Genomic DNA, 18,574 nt, shown 5'->3' on the forward strand with positions numbered 1-18,574 from the left:
TTTGCCTGCGCCAATTGCTTGTCAGTGATTTACGGGCCGCCGGCACCTTTTGTCATAGGTGCCGGCGGCATTTGCTTGCAGGTCTCGGGAGTTAAATCAGGCGTCCAGCCAAACGTTCTGGAAGTCCATTTCGTAGGTCTGGTGCATTCCGTAGTTCTTCACCTTCTTGCTCATGTGGCAGTAGAGCTTCTGCCAGAACGGCTGGATGATGACGCCGGAATCCTGCAGGATCTGCTCGACGTCCTTCATCACCTCCTTGCGCTTGGCAGGATCGGCCAGCGAAAGCGCCTGCTTCAGCTTGGCGTCGAAATCGGGGTTGGCATAGGCCGTTTCGTTCCAGGCCTCGCCCGAGCGATAGCCGAGCGCCAGCACCTGGACGCCCAGCGGCCGCATGTACCAGATGGTCATCGAGTACGGATACTTCGTCCAGTCGTTCCAGAAGGTCGAGCCCGGCAGCACCGTACGCTTCACCTTGATGCCGGCATCGCGCAATTGGCCGGCGATCGCATCGCCGGTGTTCTTCTGCCACTCGTCCTCGACGGTGATCAGTTCGTGCTCGAAGTCGGCCTGCCCGGCATCCGCCATCAGCTTCTTGGCGGCGGCGGCATCGCGTGTCTTCTTGGGCAGCGGATAGTATTCGGGATGGATCGGGGCGACGTGGTGGTTCTCGCCAACCGTGCCGAGCCCGGCGTAGCCGAGCTGCATGACGGCATTGTTGTCGACGGCCATCTGGAGCGCATTGCGCACCCGCTGGTCGTCATAGGGCTTGTGGGTGATGTTGGTGCGGGCAACGAGCGTGGTCGCCGTCGCCACCTCCGATTTCACCAGATCCATCTTGTCGAGGGCGTCGATGAAGTCGGCCGGCGTTTCGAAATCGAGGTCGATCTCGCCAGATTCGAAGGCATTCAGCGTGGCGTTGAAGTCGGTGCCGTAGTCGATGAACTCGACACCGTCGAGCGGCGTTTCACCGCCCCACCACTTGCCGTTCTCGCGACGCTTGACGATCGCCTTCGAACCCACTGCATAAGACACCAACTCGAAAGGTCCGGTACCGATCGGCTTCTTGATCGGGTCGGCGCCATCCTTATCGAAGTCGCGATGCACGACCAGCGCCGGATAGTCGGTGAAGCCCGGTATGATCGCGATGTCGGGTTCGGTCAGCTTCAGCTTGACCGTGAGGTCATCGACCTTGGTGATAGCGCCATCCCTGGCCTTGCCGGTCTTTGTGTCGATCAGCGCGCCGACGCGTGCCGCCATGGAATTGCCGGAAGCACCCTTCTCGCACCAGCGGTTCAGATTGGAGACCACGTCATCAGCGTTGAAGGCATCGCCGTTGTTCCAGGTGATGCCTTTGCGCAGATGCAGGGTGTATTCGGTGGCGTCGTCATTGACGTCCCAGCTTTCGAGCAGGACCGGCTCGAAAGTGAACTGGTGCGTATAGCGGACGAGCGGCTCCAGCCAACAACGGGTGACGTTTGCCATCTCGGTCCAGTCATAGGTGCGCGGATCCTTCTGCGCCTTGACCGACATCGCGACATGCAGCGTTCCACCCTTTTTCGGTTCATCGGCCAGGGCCTTTGTCGGCGCGGCAAGGCCGATCATACCATAGGCGAAAGCCGTCGACGCGCCGAAGGCGCTGGCCAGCGCCAGGAATTCGCGCCGGTCCATGCGGCCTGCACGCGTCTCTTTCGCCATTGTCTCGATAGCGCCCGGCACGCGGTCGCCATTGCTTCTGAAGAGCGTCATGTTTTCCTCCCTTGGTTGTTCCGTCAGGTCTTCGCCTGTCACATCAACTAACGCTGTTCGGCAGTTTTTCCTCACGCCGCGCGATAAAATCCTTGAGACCCTCGGCGATGCCCTCGTCGAGCTTCGGCTCCTCATAGTCGGCCAGCATGTTGCGCGCCTTCTCGCGGCCGCGCGTGTCGTGGTCCTTCGCGCCTTCGGCCTTCCACTGTTCGTACGAATTGAAGTCCATTATGGTGGGCATGAAGAAAGCGGACTCGAAATGTTCGAGCGTGTGCTGGGTGCCGAGGAAATGGCCCTGCGGCCCCACCTCGCGGATCGCGGCCATCGCTTCCTTGAAATCGTCGAACGGAAGGCCGCCTGCATATTTGTACCAGCCGATAAGCTGCTCGCAGTCGGTGGCGAATTTCGAATAGCCGCAGGTGAGCCCCGCCTCCAGCCATCCGGCCGAGTGCCAGATGTAGTTGGCGCCGGCGAGGATGGCGGCGTGCATCAGCATGTTCGCCTCGTAGCCGGCCTGGGCGTCATTGAGCTTCGAGCCGACATGGAAGCCGGACGTGCGCCAAGGCAGCCGGTATTTCCGCGCCAGCGCGCCCATCAGGTACATCATCTGGGCGGCCTCCGGCGTGCCGCCCATCGGCGCCCCGGTCTTCATGTCGACCGTCACCATGAACTGGCCGTAGATCTGCGGCGACCCCGGACGCAGGAGCTGCGTGAAGGCGACGCCAGCGAGTGCTTCTGCATTGACTTGCGCCACCGCGCCGACGGCAGAGGCCGAGGTCGAGGCGCCGCACAGCGCGAAGGGCGCCAGGATCAACGGCTGGTTGTTACGCGCATAGACCTTCATGGCGTCAAGCATGGTGGCGTCCCACACGAGCGGCGAGTTGCAATTGGTGATCGACACCAGCACCGGGTTGTCGCGGACGAACTCTTCGCCGAACACGATGCCGGCCATCGCCATCGTGTCTTCGGCGCGTTCCTTCGAGGTGACGATGCCCATGAACGGCTTGTCGGAGTGCTTCAGCGCCGAATGGATGATGTGGAGGTGACGCTTGGGCACCGCAATTTCCATCGGCTCGCAGATGACCGAGCTCGACGAGTGCAGCGCCGGCGCCATGTAGGCGAGTTTGTGAAAATTGCTGAGGTCGGCGAGCGAACCGTACCGCCTGTTGTTGTCGAGGTCACGCACATAGGGCGCGCCATACATCGGCACGAAGATGGAATTCTTGCCGCCGACGCGGACGGTACGCTCGGGGTTGCGAGCATTGAGGGTGAATTCCGGCGGGACCTTCGAGACCAACTCCACCAAGAGCGCACGGTCGATGCGGACGCGCGTCTCGGATACATCGGCTCCGGCGGCCTTCCACAGGGCGATCGCCTCATCGTCGCGGAATTCACAACCGACCTCTTCGAGGATCAAGAGCGATTCCTGGTGGATCAACTCCACCGCCTCGTCAGGCACCATCTGATAGGCGGGGATCTGGCGCACCAGCGTAGGAAACGAGGCTATGGGAGCGCCACGTATCGCCTTGCGCCCCAGGCGACCGCCGCTTCTGCGGTTGGCGTGTTCGGTCACTGCAACGGCCGGTTCATTCATGGCACTCATCCCTCCAACAGCCCGTCAACTTAGCGAGACGGAATATAGCTGTGACGCTGGAAAATCCTGATCTCTTGTATAAACTCTCCTTATGCGAAGCCTGCGCCACCTGCTGCCCTCCGCCGGCAGCCTGATCGTCTTCGAGGCGGCCGGCCGGCTGTCGAGCTTCACCGCCGCCGGGCGCGAGCTCGGCATGACGCAGGCGGCCGTATCCTACGCCGTGCGCGGGCTGGAGGAACAGCTCGGCGCCAAGCTCTTCCAGCGCCGCCACCGCCAGGTTCTCCTGACGGAGGCCGGCGAGCGCTTCCACGCCGACGTCTCGCTCGGGCTGTCGCTTATCCGCAAGTCGGCGGAGGATCTGCGCCTGCAGGCGACCGGCGGCCATGTGACGCTGGCCGCCTCGACCGCCTTTGGCTCGTTCTGGATGATGCCGCGCCTACAGCAATTCCGCGACGAACTGCCGGGCGTTGATCTGCGTATCCAGACCGCCGACCGCGACCTCGACATCATCGCCGAGGGCATCCCGCTCGGCGTGCGCGGCGGCGTGCCGCGCGACTGGCCGGACTATCATTCGCTGTTGCTTGCAGACGAGGAGATCTTCCCGGTCGCGGGCCCCAGCTATCTGGCGAAGTTTGGGCTGCCAGAGACTGTCGCCGAACTTGCCATGCATAGGCTCATCCATCTCGAGGAGCCCTACCGCGAGGCCCCGAACTGGGACGAATGGTTCGCCGCGGCCGGAACCAGCCTCCGTAATGCCGAGCGCGGGTTGCGCATCAATGATTATGCCTTGGTGATTCAGGCGGTCATGGAGGGACAAGGCATCTCGCTGGGCTGGCGGCATCTCGTCGAGCGCCTCGTGGCATCAGGCCTGTTGGTGCCGGTGACGGATCATGTGCTGAGGACCGGCATCGGATTCTACGTCATCTGGCCAAAGAACCGCGAGCTCAGCGACAATGCGCGCAAGGTAAGGGATTGGCTGGTGGCGCAGGCGTAGGCTCGCCAGCGCAATCCTGCGCGTGACCGGATTGCGTTTCGTATGCTGAAGGATCAGACCGAGCCGTCGTTCTTGAGGCCGAGCACGTCGATCTTGTCGATGGTCGGCGGGCCAACGAACAGCGTTTCGGCATTGGCCATCAGCGCCTTGGCAATCTCGCCGGTGAGATGTGCCTGCCGCCCTGCTTCGTCGTGAAAGGCATCGAACACGCCGAAGACGCTTGGCGAAAGCTGCAGGGCGAACCAGATCGCAGTCCTGGCTTCCTGATTGGCCAGTTGCAGCCCGGTATTGAGGAACGCGGCGACATCCTTCTCCTTGCCGGGCTTGGCTTCGAAGCGTGCGAACAATGCAAGTTTGATCATTTGTCTTCTCCTTGTCGTTGTGCGGCCAAGGCGGCCATCGAAACGACAGTCGCAGCATCGAACCGGAAAGCGTATTGGCAAAAATGACATCTTTGATATCATTATTGCCATGAACATTTCCGTCCTCGCGCTTGATGGCGTCTTCGACACCGGGCTGGCCACGATGCTCGACGTGTTCGGCACCGCCAATGAGCTGGCAGGAATGCTGGCATCCCCGCCCGGCTGTTTCGCCGTGACCATTGTCGGGGTGAGCGACACGGTCCACACCGCGCAAGGCCTTCAGGTGCCGGTCGTCTCGATGGGCAGCGAGCCGGAGCCCGACTGGCTGGTGATCCCCGCGATCGGCCAGAAGATGCCCGGCCCGCTTGGCGAGGCGCTGAAGCGAAGCGACATTGCCAAGGCGACCAAGGCATTGCGGGCTGCCGCCGAAACCGGCGCGCGAATCGGGGCTGCCTGTATCGGTACTTTCATCCTGGCGGAAACCGGCCTGCTCGACCGTCGGCCGTCAACCACGACCTGGTGGCTGGCACCGATGTTCCGACAACGCTACCCGCAAGTTCGGCTCGATGCCTCGCGCATGCTGATCAATGACGGGCAGTTCGCAACCGCCGGAGCAGCACTCGGCCACATCGACCTTGCTCTAATGGTCATCCGCCAAACAAGCCCGGAGCTTGCGGCGCTGACCGCCAAATATCTGATCGTCGACAGCCGGCCGCTGCAGTCGGCCTATGCCATCTCGGACCATCTCGCCCATTCGAACCCGCTGGTCGAGCGTTTCGAGCGATGGGCGCGCGGCCATCTCGCGGCCGGCTTCAACCTGGACGAAGCGGCCGCGGCGCTGGGAGCCAGCAAACGCACGCTGTCGCGGCGGGTCAACGATGTGCTTGGCAAGACACCGCTGTCCTATTTTCAGGATCTGCGGGTCGAGCAGGCTGTCCATTTGTTGAAGACCACGTCCGACAGTGTCGATGAGATCGCCGCGAAGGTCGGCTATGTCGACGGGGTGACGCTGCGCAATCTGTTGCGCCGGCGGCTACACAAGGGCGTGCGTGAAATCCGCACCGCAACTTGATCCACCGACCTCGCGATATTGACTCTCCCGCGCCCCCCGAATCCGCTTATAGTATCTCCATGCCCATTCGCCAGCTTTCCGAAACGATGATCAACCAGATCGCCGCCGGCGAAGTCATCGAGCGTCCGGCAAGCGTGGTCAAGGAACTGGTCGAGAATGCGCTCGATGCTGGTGCCGGCAAGGTAGAGGTCGTCACCGCCGGCGGCGGGCTGAACCTGATCCGCGTCACCGATGACGGCTCCGGCATCCTCGAACCGGAGCTGGCGATGGCGATCGCACGCCACTGCACCTCCAAGCTCACCGAGGATATCAACGACATTCGCTCGCTCGGCTTTCGCGGCGAGGCGCTGCCGTCGATCGGCTCGGTGTCGCGGCTGTCGATCCGTTCGCGGACAGCAACAAGCGACAGCGCCGCCGAGATCGGCATCGAGGGCGGCCGCGTCTTGCCCGTCAGGCCGGCGGCAGCCAACCGCGGCACTACGGTCGAAGTGCGCGACCTGTTCTTCGCCACGCCCGCCCGACTGAAATTCATGAAGGGCGAGCGCGCGGAGAGCTCGGCCACCAGCGACGTGGTCAAGCGCATCGCCATCGCCTTCCCCGCCGTGCACTTCACATTGGCGGGTTCGGATCGCTCGACCCTGGAATTGCCGGCGACGGACGACAGTCCGGAAGGCAGCCTGCGCCGCGTCGCCCAGGTGATTGGCGCCGAGTTTCCGGACAATTCCATTGCCATCGACGCGATGCGCGAGGGCGTGCGTCTGACCGGTCACGTGTCGATCCCGTCCTTCACCCGCGCCAACGCGCTGCAGCAATATGCCTATGTCAATGGCAGGCCGGTGCGCGACAAGCTGATTGCCGGCGCCATACGCGGCGCCTTCGCGGATGTCCTGCCGCGCGACCGCCATGCGGTGACGGTGCTGTTCCTGACGCTCGATCCGGCCGTCGTCGATGTCAACGTCCATCCGGCCAAGGCCGATGTGCGCTTCCGTGATCCCGGACTGGTGCGCGGGCTGATCGTCGGCGCTGTCCGGCAAGCACTCGCGGATGCCGGCATCCGCGCCGCCACCACGGGCGCCGCCGGCATGATGGCGGCGTTCCGGCCTGGTGCGGCATCCTACGGCCACGGCGGGCCCGCCAATGGCCACCGCAGCTATGAAGCATCCTACCATGCCTCCGGCCCAGCCGGCTTTGATCCGACGCGCTCGCCGCAGCGGCCGCTCGACATGGGGTTCGAAGGGGCGGGTTTCGAGGGCCCCGGTCAGCGCGGCTTGCGCGAAAATGAGCAGGCGGCATTCGATGCCGGCCCGCTGGCCAGCGCCGACGCACGCGCCGGGCAGAGCGAAGCGGCCGAGACGCTGCTTGGCGCGGTGCTGGGTGCGGCACGCGCTCAGGTGCATGAGAACTATATTGTCGCGCAGACCAGGGATTCGCTCATCATCGTCGACCAGCATGCGGCGCATGAGCGGCTGGTCTATGAGGCGCTGAAGAACGCGCTGCATTCGCGCGCCGTGCCGTCACAGATCCTGTTGCTGCCGGAAATCGTCGACCTGCCGGAAGAAGACGCCGAACGGCTGGCGATGCATTCCGAGACGCTGGCCCGCTTCGGACTTGGCGTCGAGCGTTTCGGCCCGGGTGCGGTCGCCGTGCGCGAGACGCCGTCGATGCTGGGCGAGACCAATGTCCAGCAACTGGTGCGCGACCTTGCCGACGAGATCGCCGACAACGACACGGTCGACACGCTGAAGGAGCGGTTGGACAAGATCGCGGCCACCATGGCCTGCCACGGCTCGGTACGCTCCGGCCGCCTGCTCAAGGCCGAGGAGATGAACGCGCTGCTGCGCCAGATGGAGGCAACGCCCGGCTCCGGCACCTGCAACCACGGGCGGCCGACCTATATCGAGTTGAAGCTTGCTGATATCGAGAGGCTGTTTGGGAGGCGGTAGAGGTATGCTCGCTCACCCTTCGGTCGTCTACGCATTCTCGATTAAGTGGCTGACTTATACTTCGCCCGGAGGTTCGAACTTCTCACGGACGAATTTTCCATCGACTCTAAAAAAGGCAGTTCCGAAAGGAGCTTCTAAGCAAGTCGCTATGAGCGGGTCGTAATTCGCAATTGTATTGACATCGTACAAGCCAAAATTATCTGGGTTGTCGGCGTACTCGTCAGATTCATCACCGGCAAAAAAGCGCCAACCGCTGTCGGCCGGATGATCTGGCGTTTCGCGGTAGAGATAGCCGACTTGCGCGCCATCCACAGTGATCCGGTCAGCAGCAATACAGCTGCCGTAACCGATCGCGATCGGGCGAAACGTCGACGCGTCCCGAAAAAACGTCCTCGGCATTCTCAACTCGCTGCTGGTGCCCGTATCTCTAATCAGCTGAGTACGCCGCCAACAGTCAAGTACCGCTCGCATCACCTCTTCAAATTCACCACGATGACGCCGCCCAGCGCCAGCGCGCCGCCGAGCATGCCAAGCAGTGTCGGCACTTCGCCCAGCCAGAAGAAGCCGATCAGGGCTGACATGGGCGATACCAGATAGAGGAAGTTCGACGCACGTGCGGCCGGCAGGCGAGACAGCGCGGTCGCCCAGGCGGCATAGGCGATCAGGCTGGGCACGATGCCGAGAAAGATGACGGCGCCGAGGCCGGCTGTGTTGGCAACCGCTGCCTGCGCGAGGCCGCTCGGCAGGAAGGGCGACAGGCAGAGAGCGCCAAGTATCATGTTCGAGGCCGAAATGGTCAGCGGGTGGTGGCGGGCGAAGAGCGGCTTCTGGACGATGGTGTTGACGGCCGAGCAAAGCGCCGAACCCAGCACCAGCAGCGCCCCGGCGTTGAAATGCAAGCCATCCCCATCGCCAATCGCGATAATGCCGATGCCGGCGAAGGAAATGGCGGTGCCGACCCATGCCATGCCGGAAAAGCGTTCGCCAAGCAGCGCCATCGCCATGATGGCGGTGAAGATCGGGCTGACATTGATGATGAAGCCGGCAGCGCCGGCCGAGACGGTCAGTTCGCCGAAATTGAGCATTGCCGTGTACAGCGCCACGAAGATGGCGCCGCCAAAGGCCAGGCGCCACAATTCATCCAGCCTCGGCAGCGCAGGACGCTTGACGGCGAGGAAGATCGCCGCCGGCACCGCGGCGATGGCAAAGCGCAGCGCGCCTAGTTCCAGCGGCCCGAAGGCGGCAAGGCCGGCGCGGATAGCCGGAAAGGCGGAGGCCCAACCAACCACCGTGAGCGCCACCGCAATGGCTGCCGTGGTGTCCATCCGTTGTGTCGGATTCAACGTGCTGGTCATTGCGCTCATCTCACTGTCCTCGTGATTCTCGTGCCCTGAAATGCAGAAAACGCCTTTTCGGGCCAGTTGACAAACGACCAAATCGAGGATCAGCTGTGACTATGGATCACAGCTCAGACACAATGGTGCCGCTCGAAACGCTGCGCGCCTTCGACGCGGCGGCGCGGACGGGCAGCTTTTCGGCAGCAGCTGAAAAGCTCAACATTACCCACGGCGCCGTCAGCCGGCAGATCGCCAAGCTCGAGGACTGGCTGGGGCTGAAAGTGTTCGATCGCGGCGCGCGCGGTGTCTCGCTGACGATCGAAGGCAACCGCCTTCATCTGCGCACGGCGGAAGCATTCGCGCTGATATCGACCCATTCCGACCGCTGGGTCGAGCCGCGCGGCACCGCGGTGGTGCGCCTGACCTCGATCCCTTCGGTCAGCGGGCTATGGCTGATGCCGCGCATGGCGGCGCTGGAGAACAATCCCTCCAAGCTGCGCATCGTGCTCGACGTCGATATCCGTCAGGCCGACCTTGCCGATGAGGGCATCGATCTGTCGATCCGCTGTGGACGCGGCGGCATTCCGGGACGCGTCTCGGTGCAGCTTTTCGAGGAACATGTTTTTCCCGTCGCATCGTCCGAGCTTGCCCGCGAGATCGGTCGTGGCGACCCTGCCCGGCTGCTCAAATTTCCACTGATCAACGATTCCGATGCTTCGGCCTGGCGTGCATGGTTTGCCGCGCAAGGCATGGATTACCGCCCGCGCCCGCAGGACCGGCGCTTCGAGGACTACAATCTGGTGCTCGATGCCGCAGCCTATGGGCTCGGCATCGCGCTGGCGCGCCCACCCCTGACCGGGCATCAATTGAAGGCCGGACGCATCACCGCCGTCGACGAGCGCACCGCGCTCAATCCGGTGTCCTACTGGCTCGACCGGCCGATGGGACGGCCACGTGCGGCAGCGGCGGAACTGGCGCGCCGTATCGCGGTGCAGGCAGGACTTGCATCGGAAAAGATAGAAGCCTTTATCGAGGCTGAGGGTTAGCGCAGCACCACCAGAACGAACCCGACGACCGCCGCCGCCAGCAGCCCGGCAGTCAGCGACATCAGCCCGACATTCGTGGGCCTGTTTTCAGGCCTGGCCGCTTCGCTCGGCCCGGCGGTTGCACGTTCTCGCCTGGCCACGGCATTGCTGGCTGGGGTGCGGCGCAGCGGCAACAGCTCAGATGCGAGAAGCGGGAGCCATGGCAAGGTCGCCGGCCTTGCGGCGGCGCCCTCCTCGACCTTTGATAGAGGCGGCGCCAGACCACGTTGCGCAGCGTCACCGTCAGTTAGTCTCCTCGCTGCAGTGCCCAGCGACGCGGCATCGGCGGCTGTTTCGTCGTCCGGTTGCGCGAGCGCCAGATAGGCCTGCATTATTTCGGTCGAGGCCGTCTGCTGCGCTCTTGCGGCTGTCGCCTGCAACAGCATCGGCAACGCCGGTGTCGCCACGGGTCGCACGGGTGCGCCGGAAGGCGCCGGCGGCGCCACCAGCGCCTTCACCAGTGCCGTTTTGACCGGATCGGCCTTTGCCGACGGCACGGCCTGCGGCGTCATCGCTTCCTTGAGCAAGGCGGCAAGACGAGCGGAGGAAATGTCCATGGTGCCCCGACAACAGCATTTTTCCGCGAAAGATTAAGGGGGCAGCATTGTCTCAGGCTTGTCACATGCTTGACCTTGCCGCCAATTTGTGGCGATGAAATCCTCATGAACCTCGGCGCCGCTGCATGATGAACCGTTTCGAAGGCCCTGGCGGCAAGGAAGCCCGTATCCGCTATCTCGATGGCGACTTCCAGGTTACCAGCCCGGGCGCTTTCGTGCGCTGCGCGGTGACCGGCGAAAGCATCCCCCTCGATGAGTTGAAATACTGGAGCGTCGCCAGGCAAGAGCCCTACATCAACGCTGCCGCTTCGCTGCGCCGCGAAATCGAAGTGCAGCCGGAGCTACGCAGCCGGCGTTGATGTTTGCGCGAGTCGTTTACGCAAGCCGGTAACGCACTTCACGACGACAGGTCAGCCCTTCAGCTTGCGTTGACGCCAGGCATCCAGCGTTTCGTCGATGATGCGTTCGGGCACGCGTTCGAGCTCGAAAACCGTGTCGATTTCCAGAACCTCGAGCCGGTCGAGAAAGTCCTGCGGGGCGCCGTGGCGCAGCCGGGCGGCGTCCTTGGCGGTGGTGATGAGGCCGAGCCCTTCGGCGCGCGCCGTCGCCGCCAGTTCGGCGAGCTCGTCCTCGCCGTAGAAATGATGGTCCGGAAACGGTCGCGTCAAGGCCAGTTCGCCGCCCGCCTCGCGCACCGTGTCGAAGAATTTTTCGGGATGGCCGATGCCGGCGAAGGCCAGGAACCGCTTGCCGGCAAGCCCCTGCTTGCTGCTCGGTTCGGTGTAGGCCTCGAAGATCGGCCGGGCGGCGCGTGCCGCCTGGCGGACCACGGCGTCGGCGGCGGTGCCCTCGCCCATCTTCAACAGCCCGCTGGTGAAGACCAGCTGGTCGACGATCCTGGCCCGGAGCGGGCCGCCCGGAATGACGCGGCCATTGCCGATGCCGTAGCGCGCGTCGACGACCACCAGCGCATAATCGATATGGATGCGCGCGCTCTGGAAACCATCGTCCATGATCAGGAAATCGCAGCCATGCCTTTCCAGCAGCAGCCGGGCGCCGGCGGCGCGGTTCGGCGTCACCGCCACCGGCGCGTGTTCGGCCAGGAGCAGCGGCTCGTCGCCGACATGCCTGGCGCTGTCATGATGGGCATCGACGACATGCGGCTCGACGAACGAGCCGCCATGGCCGCGCGACAGGAAACCGGGTTTGAGCTGCATGCGCTTGGCCTGTTCGGCCAAGGCGATCGCCACCGGCGTCTTGCCGGTGCCGCCGACGGTGAAGTTGCCGATGCACAGAACCGGCGCCTCGATCTTCTCGCGCCGGGCGCGCCGCATGCCGCGGCCGGCGACGAGCGCATAGATGGCCGACAGCGGCGACAGTGCCAGGACCCGCCAGTCCGGCTTTTCCCACCAGAATGGTGGTGCTTCGGAAGCCACCTTAGCGCCCGTTCGCGCCCTTCAGGCGCGACTTGATGACCAGCGGCTGGATGTAGGGTTCGAGCGATTTCAGCGTGCGCGCCAGCGCGCCGCGCATCTCGTCGACGGTCGCCACGCCCGCAGCCATCATTTCGTGACGCGCCACTTCGTTGGTCAGCAGGAAATTGACGGCGCCGGCCAGCATGTCACGATCTCGCACAAGCTTGGCGCCGCCGCTGTCGAGCAGGCGCTGGTAGGCCTCGCGAAAATTCTGCACATTGCGGCCAGCGAGTACCGCCGTGTCGAGCATGGCCGGCTCGAGCGGGTTCTGGCCGCCTTCCGAGGTCAGCGAGCGGCCGACAAAGGCGATTTCGGTCAGCCTGAGATAGAGCCCCATCTCGCCGATCGTGTCGCCAAGCAGGATGTCGGTGTCGGCGGCGATCCGGTCGCTCGTGCTGCGCCGCGCGACCGTCAGGCCCATGCCCGAAATCTGTGCGGCAAGCGCCTCGGCGCGATCGGGATGGCGCGGAACGACAATGGTCAAAAGACCATGATGGCGTTTGTGCAGCGTCGCATGGACCTCGGCGGCGACCACCTCTTCGCCATCATGGGTCGAGATCGCCGCCCAGGTCGGGCGGGCGCCGATCTGACGCCGCAGCGTCGCCAGCACTCGTTCGTCGACAGGCGGCGGCAAGGTATCGACCTTGAGGTTGCCCGACACGGTCACCGGGCGGGCGCCGAGCGCAAGGAAGCGCTCGCCATCGACATCGGACTGGGCAACGACGTGGGCGAGATTCTCGAACAGCGCCTCGGCGATGTTGGCCCGTTTCTTCCACGAGGTGAACGAACGGTCGGACAGCCTGCCGTTGACCAGCACCTGCGGCACGCGGCGCGCGCCAAGCTCAAGAATGGTCATCGGCCAGATCTCGGATTCAGCGATGATCGCCAGATCCGGCTGCCAGTGATCGAGAAACCGGCTGACCGCCGGCTTGAGGTCGAGCGGCACATATTGGTGGATGATGCGATCGCCGAGCCGCTCGTCGACGACCTGCGCCGAGGTCACCGTGCCGGTCGTCAGCACAATGTTGACGCCGTAATCGAGAATGCTTTCGACCAGTGGCACGACGGCCAGGGTCTCACCGACGCTCGCCGCATGGATCCAGATCATCGGCCCCTCGGGGCGCGGTCGGCCGGCGACGCCGTAGCGCTCGCGGCGGCGGCTGCGGTCTTCCTTGCCGCGCGAGGTGCGCCAGGCGACATAGGGCCCGACCAGCGGATAGGCGGCGGCACCGGCGAAACGGTATGCCGTCAACATGGTTCGCGCCCAGCGACCGCTCATCGCGGACCATCCACGAGACGGTAGGCCTCGGCGGTCGCGGCGTTGAGTGCGACCGTGATTTCCTGGCGCTTGCGCTCCATTTCGGCCTCGTCGGCGCCGGTAGGCACGAAGATCGGCGCGCCGATGACGATCGACGAGCGGCCGAACGGCAGGTTGATGGTGGTCTTGTCCCAGCTCTTCTCCAGCACCTTGCGGCGGCTGGTAGTGATGGCGACGGGCAGCAGAGGCCGACCGGAGAGGCGTGCCAGAAGAACGATACCAAGTCCCGCGTCACGCGGCGTGCCGTGGGGAATGTCGGCGATCATGGCGACGTTCTTGCCGGCGGCGAGCGACTTTTTCAGGGCGATGAGCGCCTTTGCCCCGCCCTTGTCGAGATGCCTGGCATTGTCACGCCCGCCCGAACCGCGCACCGCCTCGATGCCAAATTTCCCCAGCATCAGCGCGTTAAGCTCGGCATCGGCGCTGCGCGAGACCATCGCGACCAGCGGCTTGCGCCTGGGATAATAGGCTGGGGTCAACAGGTGCTGGCCGTGCCACAGGGCGATGATGCCGGGCTCGAATTCGGCATAGGCGCTGCTCGAAAACCGCGCCGACCCATCGACGACGCGGTTGGTCAGGCGCACCAACCGCACAAACTGGGCGAACAGGCTGGCGATGGCGTTCTTGACGAATCGCGACTGCGCCAGCGGTTCGCGAATCCTGCGCCAGAAAGCCTTGGTCGTGCGGCTGCGCCCCCTGCGCGCGGGCGTGGGTTCAGTGGCTGGCTCTTTCGCCAGGTCTTGCTCCATCGAGGTCAACCGACAGCCTTGTTGTCGGGGTCCAGCAGCCGGTGCAGATGAACGACGAAATAACGCATGTGGGCATTGTCCACGCTGGCTTGCGCCTTGGCTTTCCACGCCGTGTGCGCGGATTGATAGTCCGGAAAGATGCCGACGATGTCGACCCCGTCGAGATCGCGGAACTCGGTGCCGCCAAGCTTCGTCAGCTCGCCACCGAACACCAGGTGCAAAAGCTGCTTTTTTCCGTCTTCCGCGGCCATGTCGGTCCTTCACATATCGTGAGTTTGTGACAGGTCTAGACCAAAGCCGTCGACTTTGGAACCTTCGAAAACGCTTTCACCCATCCAGCCCGGCAATGACGCCGGCGAGCACGGCCAGCAGTTCACCGCTGCCGGCGGCGAGCGCGCCGTGGCGGGTCACCTCGCCGGCATAGAGCGGGGCGCGGCCATGCCGGTCGAGCAACTGGCCGCCGGCCTCGCGCAAAATGAGATCGGCGGCGGCAATATCCCAGTCATGCGCGTTCGGCTTGACGAAAGTGGCATCGAGCGCGCCATTGGCGATCATGGCTAGCCGATAGGCGAGCGACGGGCTGTAGGGCGCCCGCTTCAGTCGCGCCTGCCAGTCGGCAGGCATCAGGTCGGTCAACTGCTTCAGCCCGGAAATCTCGGCCGTATCCGCCAGCTTGCGCACTGCGATGCGCTTGCCGTTGCGGAAGGCGCCCTGTCCGGGCAGCGCCCAATAGGTCTCATCCATCGCCGGACATTCCAGCACGCCGGCAAGCGTGCGACCTCGCTCGACGACGGCAACGCTGACGCACCAGGTGCGCTGGCCTTCCAGGAAGCCACGCGTGCCATCGATCGGGTCGACGACGAAGGTACGGCGCGCCGAAAGCCGAACTGGATCGTCGGCTGTTTCTTCCGACAGCCAGCCATAGTCGGGCCGCGCCGCAAGCAGCGTCTGGCGCAGATAGGCGTCAGCGGCATGGTCGGCTTCGCTGACCGGCGATGTGCCGCCCTTCATCCAGACTTGCGGGTTGTTGCCGAAATAGCGCATGGCGATCACCCCGGCCTCGCGGGCGACCTCGCGCAGCAACGGCAAATCCTCGTTGGCGCAGGGACGGGCCCCGGCAGAGATCAAGTCATGCTCCGGCAAGGGTCATGCCTTCGATCAGAAGCGTGGGGGCGGCGGTGCCGAAATTGCGGTCGAGGTCGTCAGCCGGCACCATGTTGAGGAACATGGTCTTCAGGTTCGAGGCGATGGTGACCTCGGCGACGGGATAGGCCAGCGCACCATTTTCGATCCAGAAGCCGGAGGCGCCACGGCTGTATTCGCCGGTGACCATGTCGACGCCCTGGCCGAACACTTCGGTGACGTAGAAGCCGGTCTTGAGCGATTTGATCAAATCCTCGGGCGACCGGTCGCCCGGTTCGATGGCGAGATTGGTCGAGGACGGCGAGACGGACGAGCCGCCGCGCGAACCGCGCCCATTGGTGACGAGACCAAGCTCGCGCGCGGCCGATGTCGACAGGAACCAGTGGTTGAGCACGCCTTTTTCGACCATGAACAGCTTCTCGCCCTCGATGCCTTCGCCATCGAACGGACGCGAGGCCTGGCCACGCTGCCTGAGCGGCTCGTCGGTGACGGTGATCGCGGAGGCGGCCACCTGCTTGCCCATCATGTCGCGCAGGAACGACGTCTTGCGCGCGACGGAGGCGCCGTTGATGGCTCCGGCAAGATGACCGGCGATACCGCGCGCGACGCGCGGGTCGAACACAACGTCGATCGGCCCGGTCGCCGCCTTGCGCGCGCCGATACGGCGCACGGCGCGTTCGCCGGCCTTGCGGCCGATGTCTTCAGGCGCATCGAGATCGGCAAAATGCTGGCGCGAGGAGAATTCATAGTCGCGCTCCATGCCGGTGCCCTCGCCAGCAATGACGCTGGCCGAGCGCGAGAAACGCGACCCGACATAGTGGCCGAGGAAGCCGTGCGAGGTGGCCAGCACCAAGCCGCCGAGGCCGGCACCGGCGCTGGCGCCGGCCGAATTGGTCACGCCCTTGACGGCAAGGGCCGCCGCTTCCGCCGCAAGTGCCGCTTCCTTCATTTGATCGGCCGACACCTCGGTGGCGTCGAACAGGTCGAGATCGCGCGTCTGTTTCACCAGCAATGCCGGGTCGGCCAACCCTTGATAGGGGTCCTGTGGCGACACTTTCGCCATCGCCACGGCACGCTCGGCCAGGGTTGCAGGATCGGATGCCGCGGTTGCCGAGACGCTGGCCACACGCCCATCGACGAAGACGCGTAGCGAGACATCCTCGCTCTCGGCCGATTCGGTGCCCTCGACCTTGCCGAGCCGCACCGACACACCGGTCGAGCGGCTGCGCACGGCCACCGCATCGGCGGCGTCGGCGCCAGCCTTCCTGGCAGCTTCGACCAAAGCCGCGACACGGTCGGTCAATTTTGCTGCATCTGTGATATCGGTCATGCGCGTGATCCTGCTGGCGCGGCGAGCTTTGGCCGCAGCCACCATCTATTGTTCCGGTCCGGCTTGTGCAATGGCATAGGCTTCAATCAAAATGCATCGGTTCACGGTTCAGATCTCGAACCGAGGCATGGCAACCCGGTCCGCAGCCCCCTCGGAGCATTTTCGATGACGCCTTTCCATCTCGCCTTCCCGGTCCGTGATCTCGATGAAACTCGCTTTTTCTATGGCGAGGTGCTGGGTTGTGCGATCGGCCGCTCATCGGCGACCTGGGTCGATTTCGATCTTTACGGCCACCAGATGTCGGCGCATCTGCGGCCACAGTCCACGCCAGCCGCCAGCGACGGCAAGGTCGACGGCATCGTCGTGCCGATCCCGCATTTCGGCGCCGTGCTGTTGATGGATGACTGGCAGCGGCTGGCGACGCGGCTGGAGGCGCGCGGCGACATTGACTGGCTGGAACGGCCAATGGTCCGCTTCAAGGGCGAGCCCGGCGAACAGGCAACGCTGTTCATCCGCGATCCCTCGGGCAATGCGCTGGAATTCAAGGGCTTTCGCTCACTGGAGCAGGTTTTCGCGCACTAACGGGAACGAGCGGCCGGATTCTGATCCAGTCGATCAGCGACCGAAACGATCCACCGCAAAGGGTGCGAGACGTGCCGGGTCACTGCGTCCGCCGATCAACTCAGCGACCAGCCGCGCCGTGATCGGGGCGAGCGTCAGGCCGAGATGGCCATGGCCGAAAGCATGGATCACGCGTGGGCTGCTGCGCGAAGGGCCGATTACCGGCCGGGAATCGGGCAGAGACGGGCGGAAGCCGAGCCATTCCGATGAAGGTGAGCCAAGCTTGGGAAAGAATTGCCTGACGCCGCGATCGAGCAGAGCCAGCCGGCGCGGATTTGGTGGCGCGACAAGTCCGCCGAGTTCGACGGTTCCGGCGATCCGCAGCCGGCCGGCCATCGGCGTCATGTAGAAACCGAGATCGACGGGACAGACAGGCCGGGTCAGCAACTGTGCGTCGGTCCGGAATTCCAAGTGATAGCCACGCTCGGTCTCGAGCGGGACATCGTTGCCCGCCAGGGCGGCCAGGGCGCGCGACCGTGCTCCGGCGGCGATCACCACGGTACCCGCCTTGACGCTGAAGCCGGCACCGTTGAGCCGGACAGCACCGGTTTCGACGTGCAAACCAGTAATTGTCGCTTGTGTTACCGATGCACCGCGGGCGATTGCTGCACCGAGCAGCCGCTGCATCACCGCCTTCGGATCGGTGACGTTCGTGGAATCCGGGAAGAACAAGCCTCGCGTCCCGCTCGCCGGCAGGCCGGGCTCAAGTGCCGCCACCTCATCTGGCGTCAGAATCTCCTGGTGGACACCAAATCCGGCGCGCATTGCCCGGCCGCCAGCCCCAGCGGCAAAATCGCTTTCGCGGCGATAGAGGTAAAGGCAGCCATTGCGGCGCAAGAGGTCCTGCAGACCGGCCTCCGTCACCATTTCCTCCCAAGCCGGCAAGGCGTCGGCCAACAATCCGGCGAGCGCCTGCGCATTGGCACGGGTGGCCGCCGGCAGCGATTGTCTGACAAAGCTGACCAGCCATGGTGCCAGTTGCAACAGCGCCGGCCAGCGCAGCGAAAACGGGCTGTCGGGGTCGAGCAGCAGTTTCGGCAGCGCGCGCAGCACGGCCGGATTGCCAACCGGCATGCAGGCGTATTCGGCGATCGTGCCGGCATTGCCGAACGAGGCGCCGGAACCGGGCTCGTTGGGATCAATGAGCAGGACTTCGCGCCCCTCGGCGGCAAGACGGAGCGCCGTCGCCAGCCCGACCACACCAGCGCCGACGATGGCGATTTCGACCGTCTCGGAAGAAGCTGACAA

At 64.5% G+C, this 18,574-nt stretch carries 19 protein-coding genes; 6 read left to right on the plus strand and 13 right to left on the minus strand.

Features of this window, described 5'->3' with window-relative positions:
- Positions 1-96: 96 nt before the first annotated feature.
- Both CGZ66_RS17725 and CGZ66_RS17730 read right to left on the minus strand, forming a co-directional pair.
- The gene (locus tag CGZ66_RS17725; RefSeq protein ID WP_095086675.1) at positions 97-1,746 is read right to left on the minus strand and encodes an ABC transporter substrate-binding protein; all 1,650 of its coding nucleotides are present in this window, start codon (positions 1,744-1,746) and stop codon (positions 97-99) included.
- Positions 1,747-1,789: 43 nt separating this feature from the next.
- The gene (locus CGZ66_RS17730) at positions 1,790-3,340 is read right to left on the minus strand and encodes a trimethylamine methyltransferase family protein (RefSeq protein WP_095086678.1); all 1,551 of its coding nucleotides are present in this window, start codon (positions 3,338-3,340) and stop codon (positions 1,790-1,792) included.
- A 91-nt stretch (positions 3,341-3,431) separates the two neighbouring features.
- Between CGZ66_RS17730 and CGZ66_RS17735 the strand changes: the two genes are divergently transcribed.
- Complete coding sequence (locus CGZ66_RS17735; RefSeq protein WP_095085925.1) at positions 3,432-4,334, plus strand: LysR substrate-binding domain-containing protein; 903 nt, start codon at positions 3,432-3,434, stop codon at positions 4,332-4,334.
- A 53-nt stretch (positions 4,335-4,387) separates the two neighbouring features.
- Here CGZ66_RS17735 and CGZ66_RS17740 read toward each other — a convergent pair whose 3' ends face one another.
- Positions 4,388-4,696 (minus strand): putative quinol monooxygenase, encoded by a 309-nt coding sequence (locus CGZ66_RS17740; RefSeq protein ID WP_095085927.1) that lies wholly within the window; start codon positions 4,694-4,696, stop codon positions 4,388-4,390.
- Positions 4,697-4,805: 109 nt separating this feature from the next.
- Between CGZ66_RS17740 and CGZ66_RS17745 the strand changes: the two genes are divergently transcribed.
- Together CGZ66_RS17745 and mutL are read left to right on the plus strand one after the other, a co-directional pair.
- Positions 4,806-5,768 carry a GlxA family transcriptional regulator gene (locus CGZ66_RS17745; protein WP_095085930.1) on the plus strand — a complete coding sequence of 321 codons (963 nt, stop codon included), beginning with the start codon at positions 4,806-4,808 and terminating at the stop codon, positions 5,766-5,768.
- A 59-nt stretch (positions 5,769-5,827) separates the two neighbouring features.
- Entirely contained in the window at positions 5,828-7,711 is a 1,884-nt protein-coding gene (gene mutL / locus CGZ66_RS17750; protein ID WP_095085933.1) for a DNA mismatch repair endonuclease MutL, read from the plus strand.
- Positions 7,712-7,765: 54 nt separating this feature from the next.
- Here the strand turns inward: mutL and CGZ66_RS17755 are convergent, their stop codons facing one another.
- Together CGZ66_RS17755 and CGZ66_RS17760 are read right to left on the minus strand one after the other, a co-directional pair.
- Positions 7,766-8,110, minus strand: coding sequence for a DUF2185 domain-containing protein (locus tag CGZ66_RS17755; RefSeq protein WP_095086681.1), 345 nt, complete (start codon positions 8,108-8,110; stop codon positions 7,766-7,768).
- A gap of 71 nt (positions 8,111-8,181) precedes the next feature.
- Positions 8,182-9,075, minus strand: coding sequence for a DMT family transporter (locus CGZ66_RS17760; protein ID WP_095085937.1), 894 nt, complete (start codon positions 9,073-9,075; stop codon positions 8,182-8,184).
- 92 nt (positions 9,076-9,167) lie between these two features.
- Here CGZ66_RS17760 and CGZ66_RS17765 point away from each other — a divergent pair, with 92 nt between their 5' ends.
- Positions 9,168-10,094, plus strand: a complete 927-nt coding sequence (locus CGZ66_RS17765; RefSeq protein ID WP_095085940.1) for a LysR family transcriptional regulator — start codon at positions 9,168-9,170, stop codon at positions 10,092-10,094.
- Here the strand turns inward: CGZ66_RS17765 and CGZ66_RS17770 are convergent.
- Positions 10,091-10,690 carry a hypothetical protein gene (locus CGZ66_RS17770; protein ID WP_095085943.1) on the minus strand — a complete coding sequence of 200 codons (600 nt, stop codon included), beginning with the start codon at positions 10,688-10,690 and terminating at the stop codon, positions 10,091-10,093. The two genes, CGZ66_RS17765 and CGZ66_RS17770, sit on opposite strands and share 4 nt — an antisense overlap.
- A gap of 125 nt (positions 10,691-10,815) precedes the next feature.
- Between CGZ66_RS17770 and CGZ66_RS17775 the strand changes: the two genes are divergently transcribed.
- Positions 10,816-11,049 carry a DUF2093 domain-containing protein gene (locus CGZ66_RS17775; RefSeq protein WP_095085946.1) on the plus strand — a complete coding sequence of 78 codons (234 nt, stop codon included), beginning with the start codon at positions 10,816-10,818 and terminating at the stop codon, positions 11,047-11,049.
- A 51-nt stretch (positions 11,050-11,100) separates the two neighbouring features.
- Here the strand turns inward: CGZ66_RS17775 and lpxK are convergent, their stop codons facing one another.
- The 6 genes from lpxK to CGZ66_RS17805 all read right to left on the minus strand — a co-directional run bounded on the left by lpxK (position 11,101) and on the right by CGZ66_RS17805 (position 16,705).
- A complete protein-coding gene (lpxK, locus tag CGZ66_RS17780) occupies positions 11,101-12,126 on the minus strand; it encodes a tetraacyldisaccharide 4'-kinase (RefSeq protein WP_095085948.1) in 1,026 nt (341 codons plus the stop codon).
- Between the two features lies 1 nt (position 12,127).
- On the minus strand, positions 12,128-13,444 hold the full coding sequence (waaA, locus tag CGZ66_RS17785) for a lipid IV(A) 3-deoxy-D-manno-octulosonic acid transferase (RefSeq protein WP_095085950.1): 1,317 nt from the start codon (positions 13,442-13,444) through the stop codon (positions 12,128-12,130).
- Positions 13,441-14,232, minus strand: coding sequence for a lysophospholipid acyltransferase family protein (locus tag CGZ66_RS17790; protein WP_095085951.1), 792 nt, complete (start codon positions 14,230-14,232; stop codon positions 13,441-13,443). The genes waaA and CGZ66_RS17790 overlap by 4 nt, the downstream gene beginning before the upstream one ends.
- A 5-nt stretch (positions 14,233-14,237) precedes the next feature.
- Complete coding sequence (locus tag CGZ66_RS17795; RefSeq protein ID WP_095085952.1) at positions 14,238-14,483, minus strand: DUF4170 domain-containing protein; 246 nt, start codon at positions 14,481-14,483, stop codon at positions 14,238-14,240.
- A 76-nt stretch (positions 14,484-14,559) separates the two neighbouring features.
- Positions 14,560-15,375: a 3'(2'),5'-bisphosphate nucleotidase CysQ gene (locus CGZ66_RS17800; RefSeq protein ID WP_095085953.1), complete on the minus strand. Its 816-nt coding sequence runs from the start codon at positions 15,373-15,375 to the stop codon at positions 14,560-14,562.
- Complete coding sequence (locus CGZ66_RS17805; protein ID WP_095086684.1) at positions 15,362-16,705, minus strand: TldD/PmbA family protein; 1,344 nt, start codon at positions 16,703-16,705, stop codon at positions 15,362-15,364. The genes CGZ66_RS17800 and CGZ66_RS17805 overlap by 14 nt, the downstream gene beginning before the upstream one ends.
- Positions 16,706-16,870: 165 nt before the next feature.
- Here CGZ66_RS17805 and CGZ66_RS17810 point away from each other — a divergent pair, with 165 nt between their 5' ends.
- Entirely contained in the window at positions 16,871-17,287 is a 417-nt protein-coding gene (locus tag CGZ66_RS17810) for a VOC family protein (protein ID WP_095086687.1), read from the plus strand.
- A gap of 33 nt (positions 17,288-17,320) precedes the next feature.
- Here CGZ66_RS17810 and CGZ66_RS17815 read toward each other — a convergent pair whose 3' ends face one another.
- Complete coding sequence (locus tag CGZ66_RS17815) at positions 17,321-18,574, minus strand: NAD(P)/FAD-dependent oxidoreductase (RefSeq protein WP_095085957.1); 1,254 nt, start codon at positions 18,572-18,574, stop codon at positions 17,321-17,323.

This window comes from Mesorhizobium sophorae, assembly GCF_002270415.1.
In the GTDB taxonomy this organism is placed as follows: domain Bacteria; phylum Pseudomonadota; class Alphaproteobacteria; order Rhizobiales; family Rhizobiaceae; genus Mesorhizobium; species Mesorhizobium sophorae.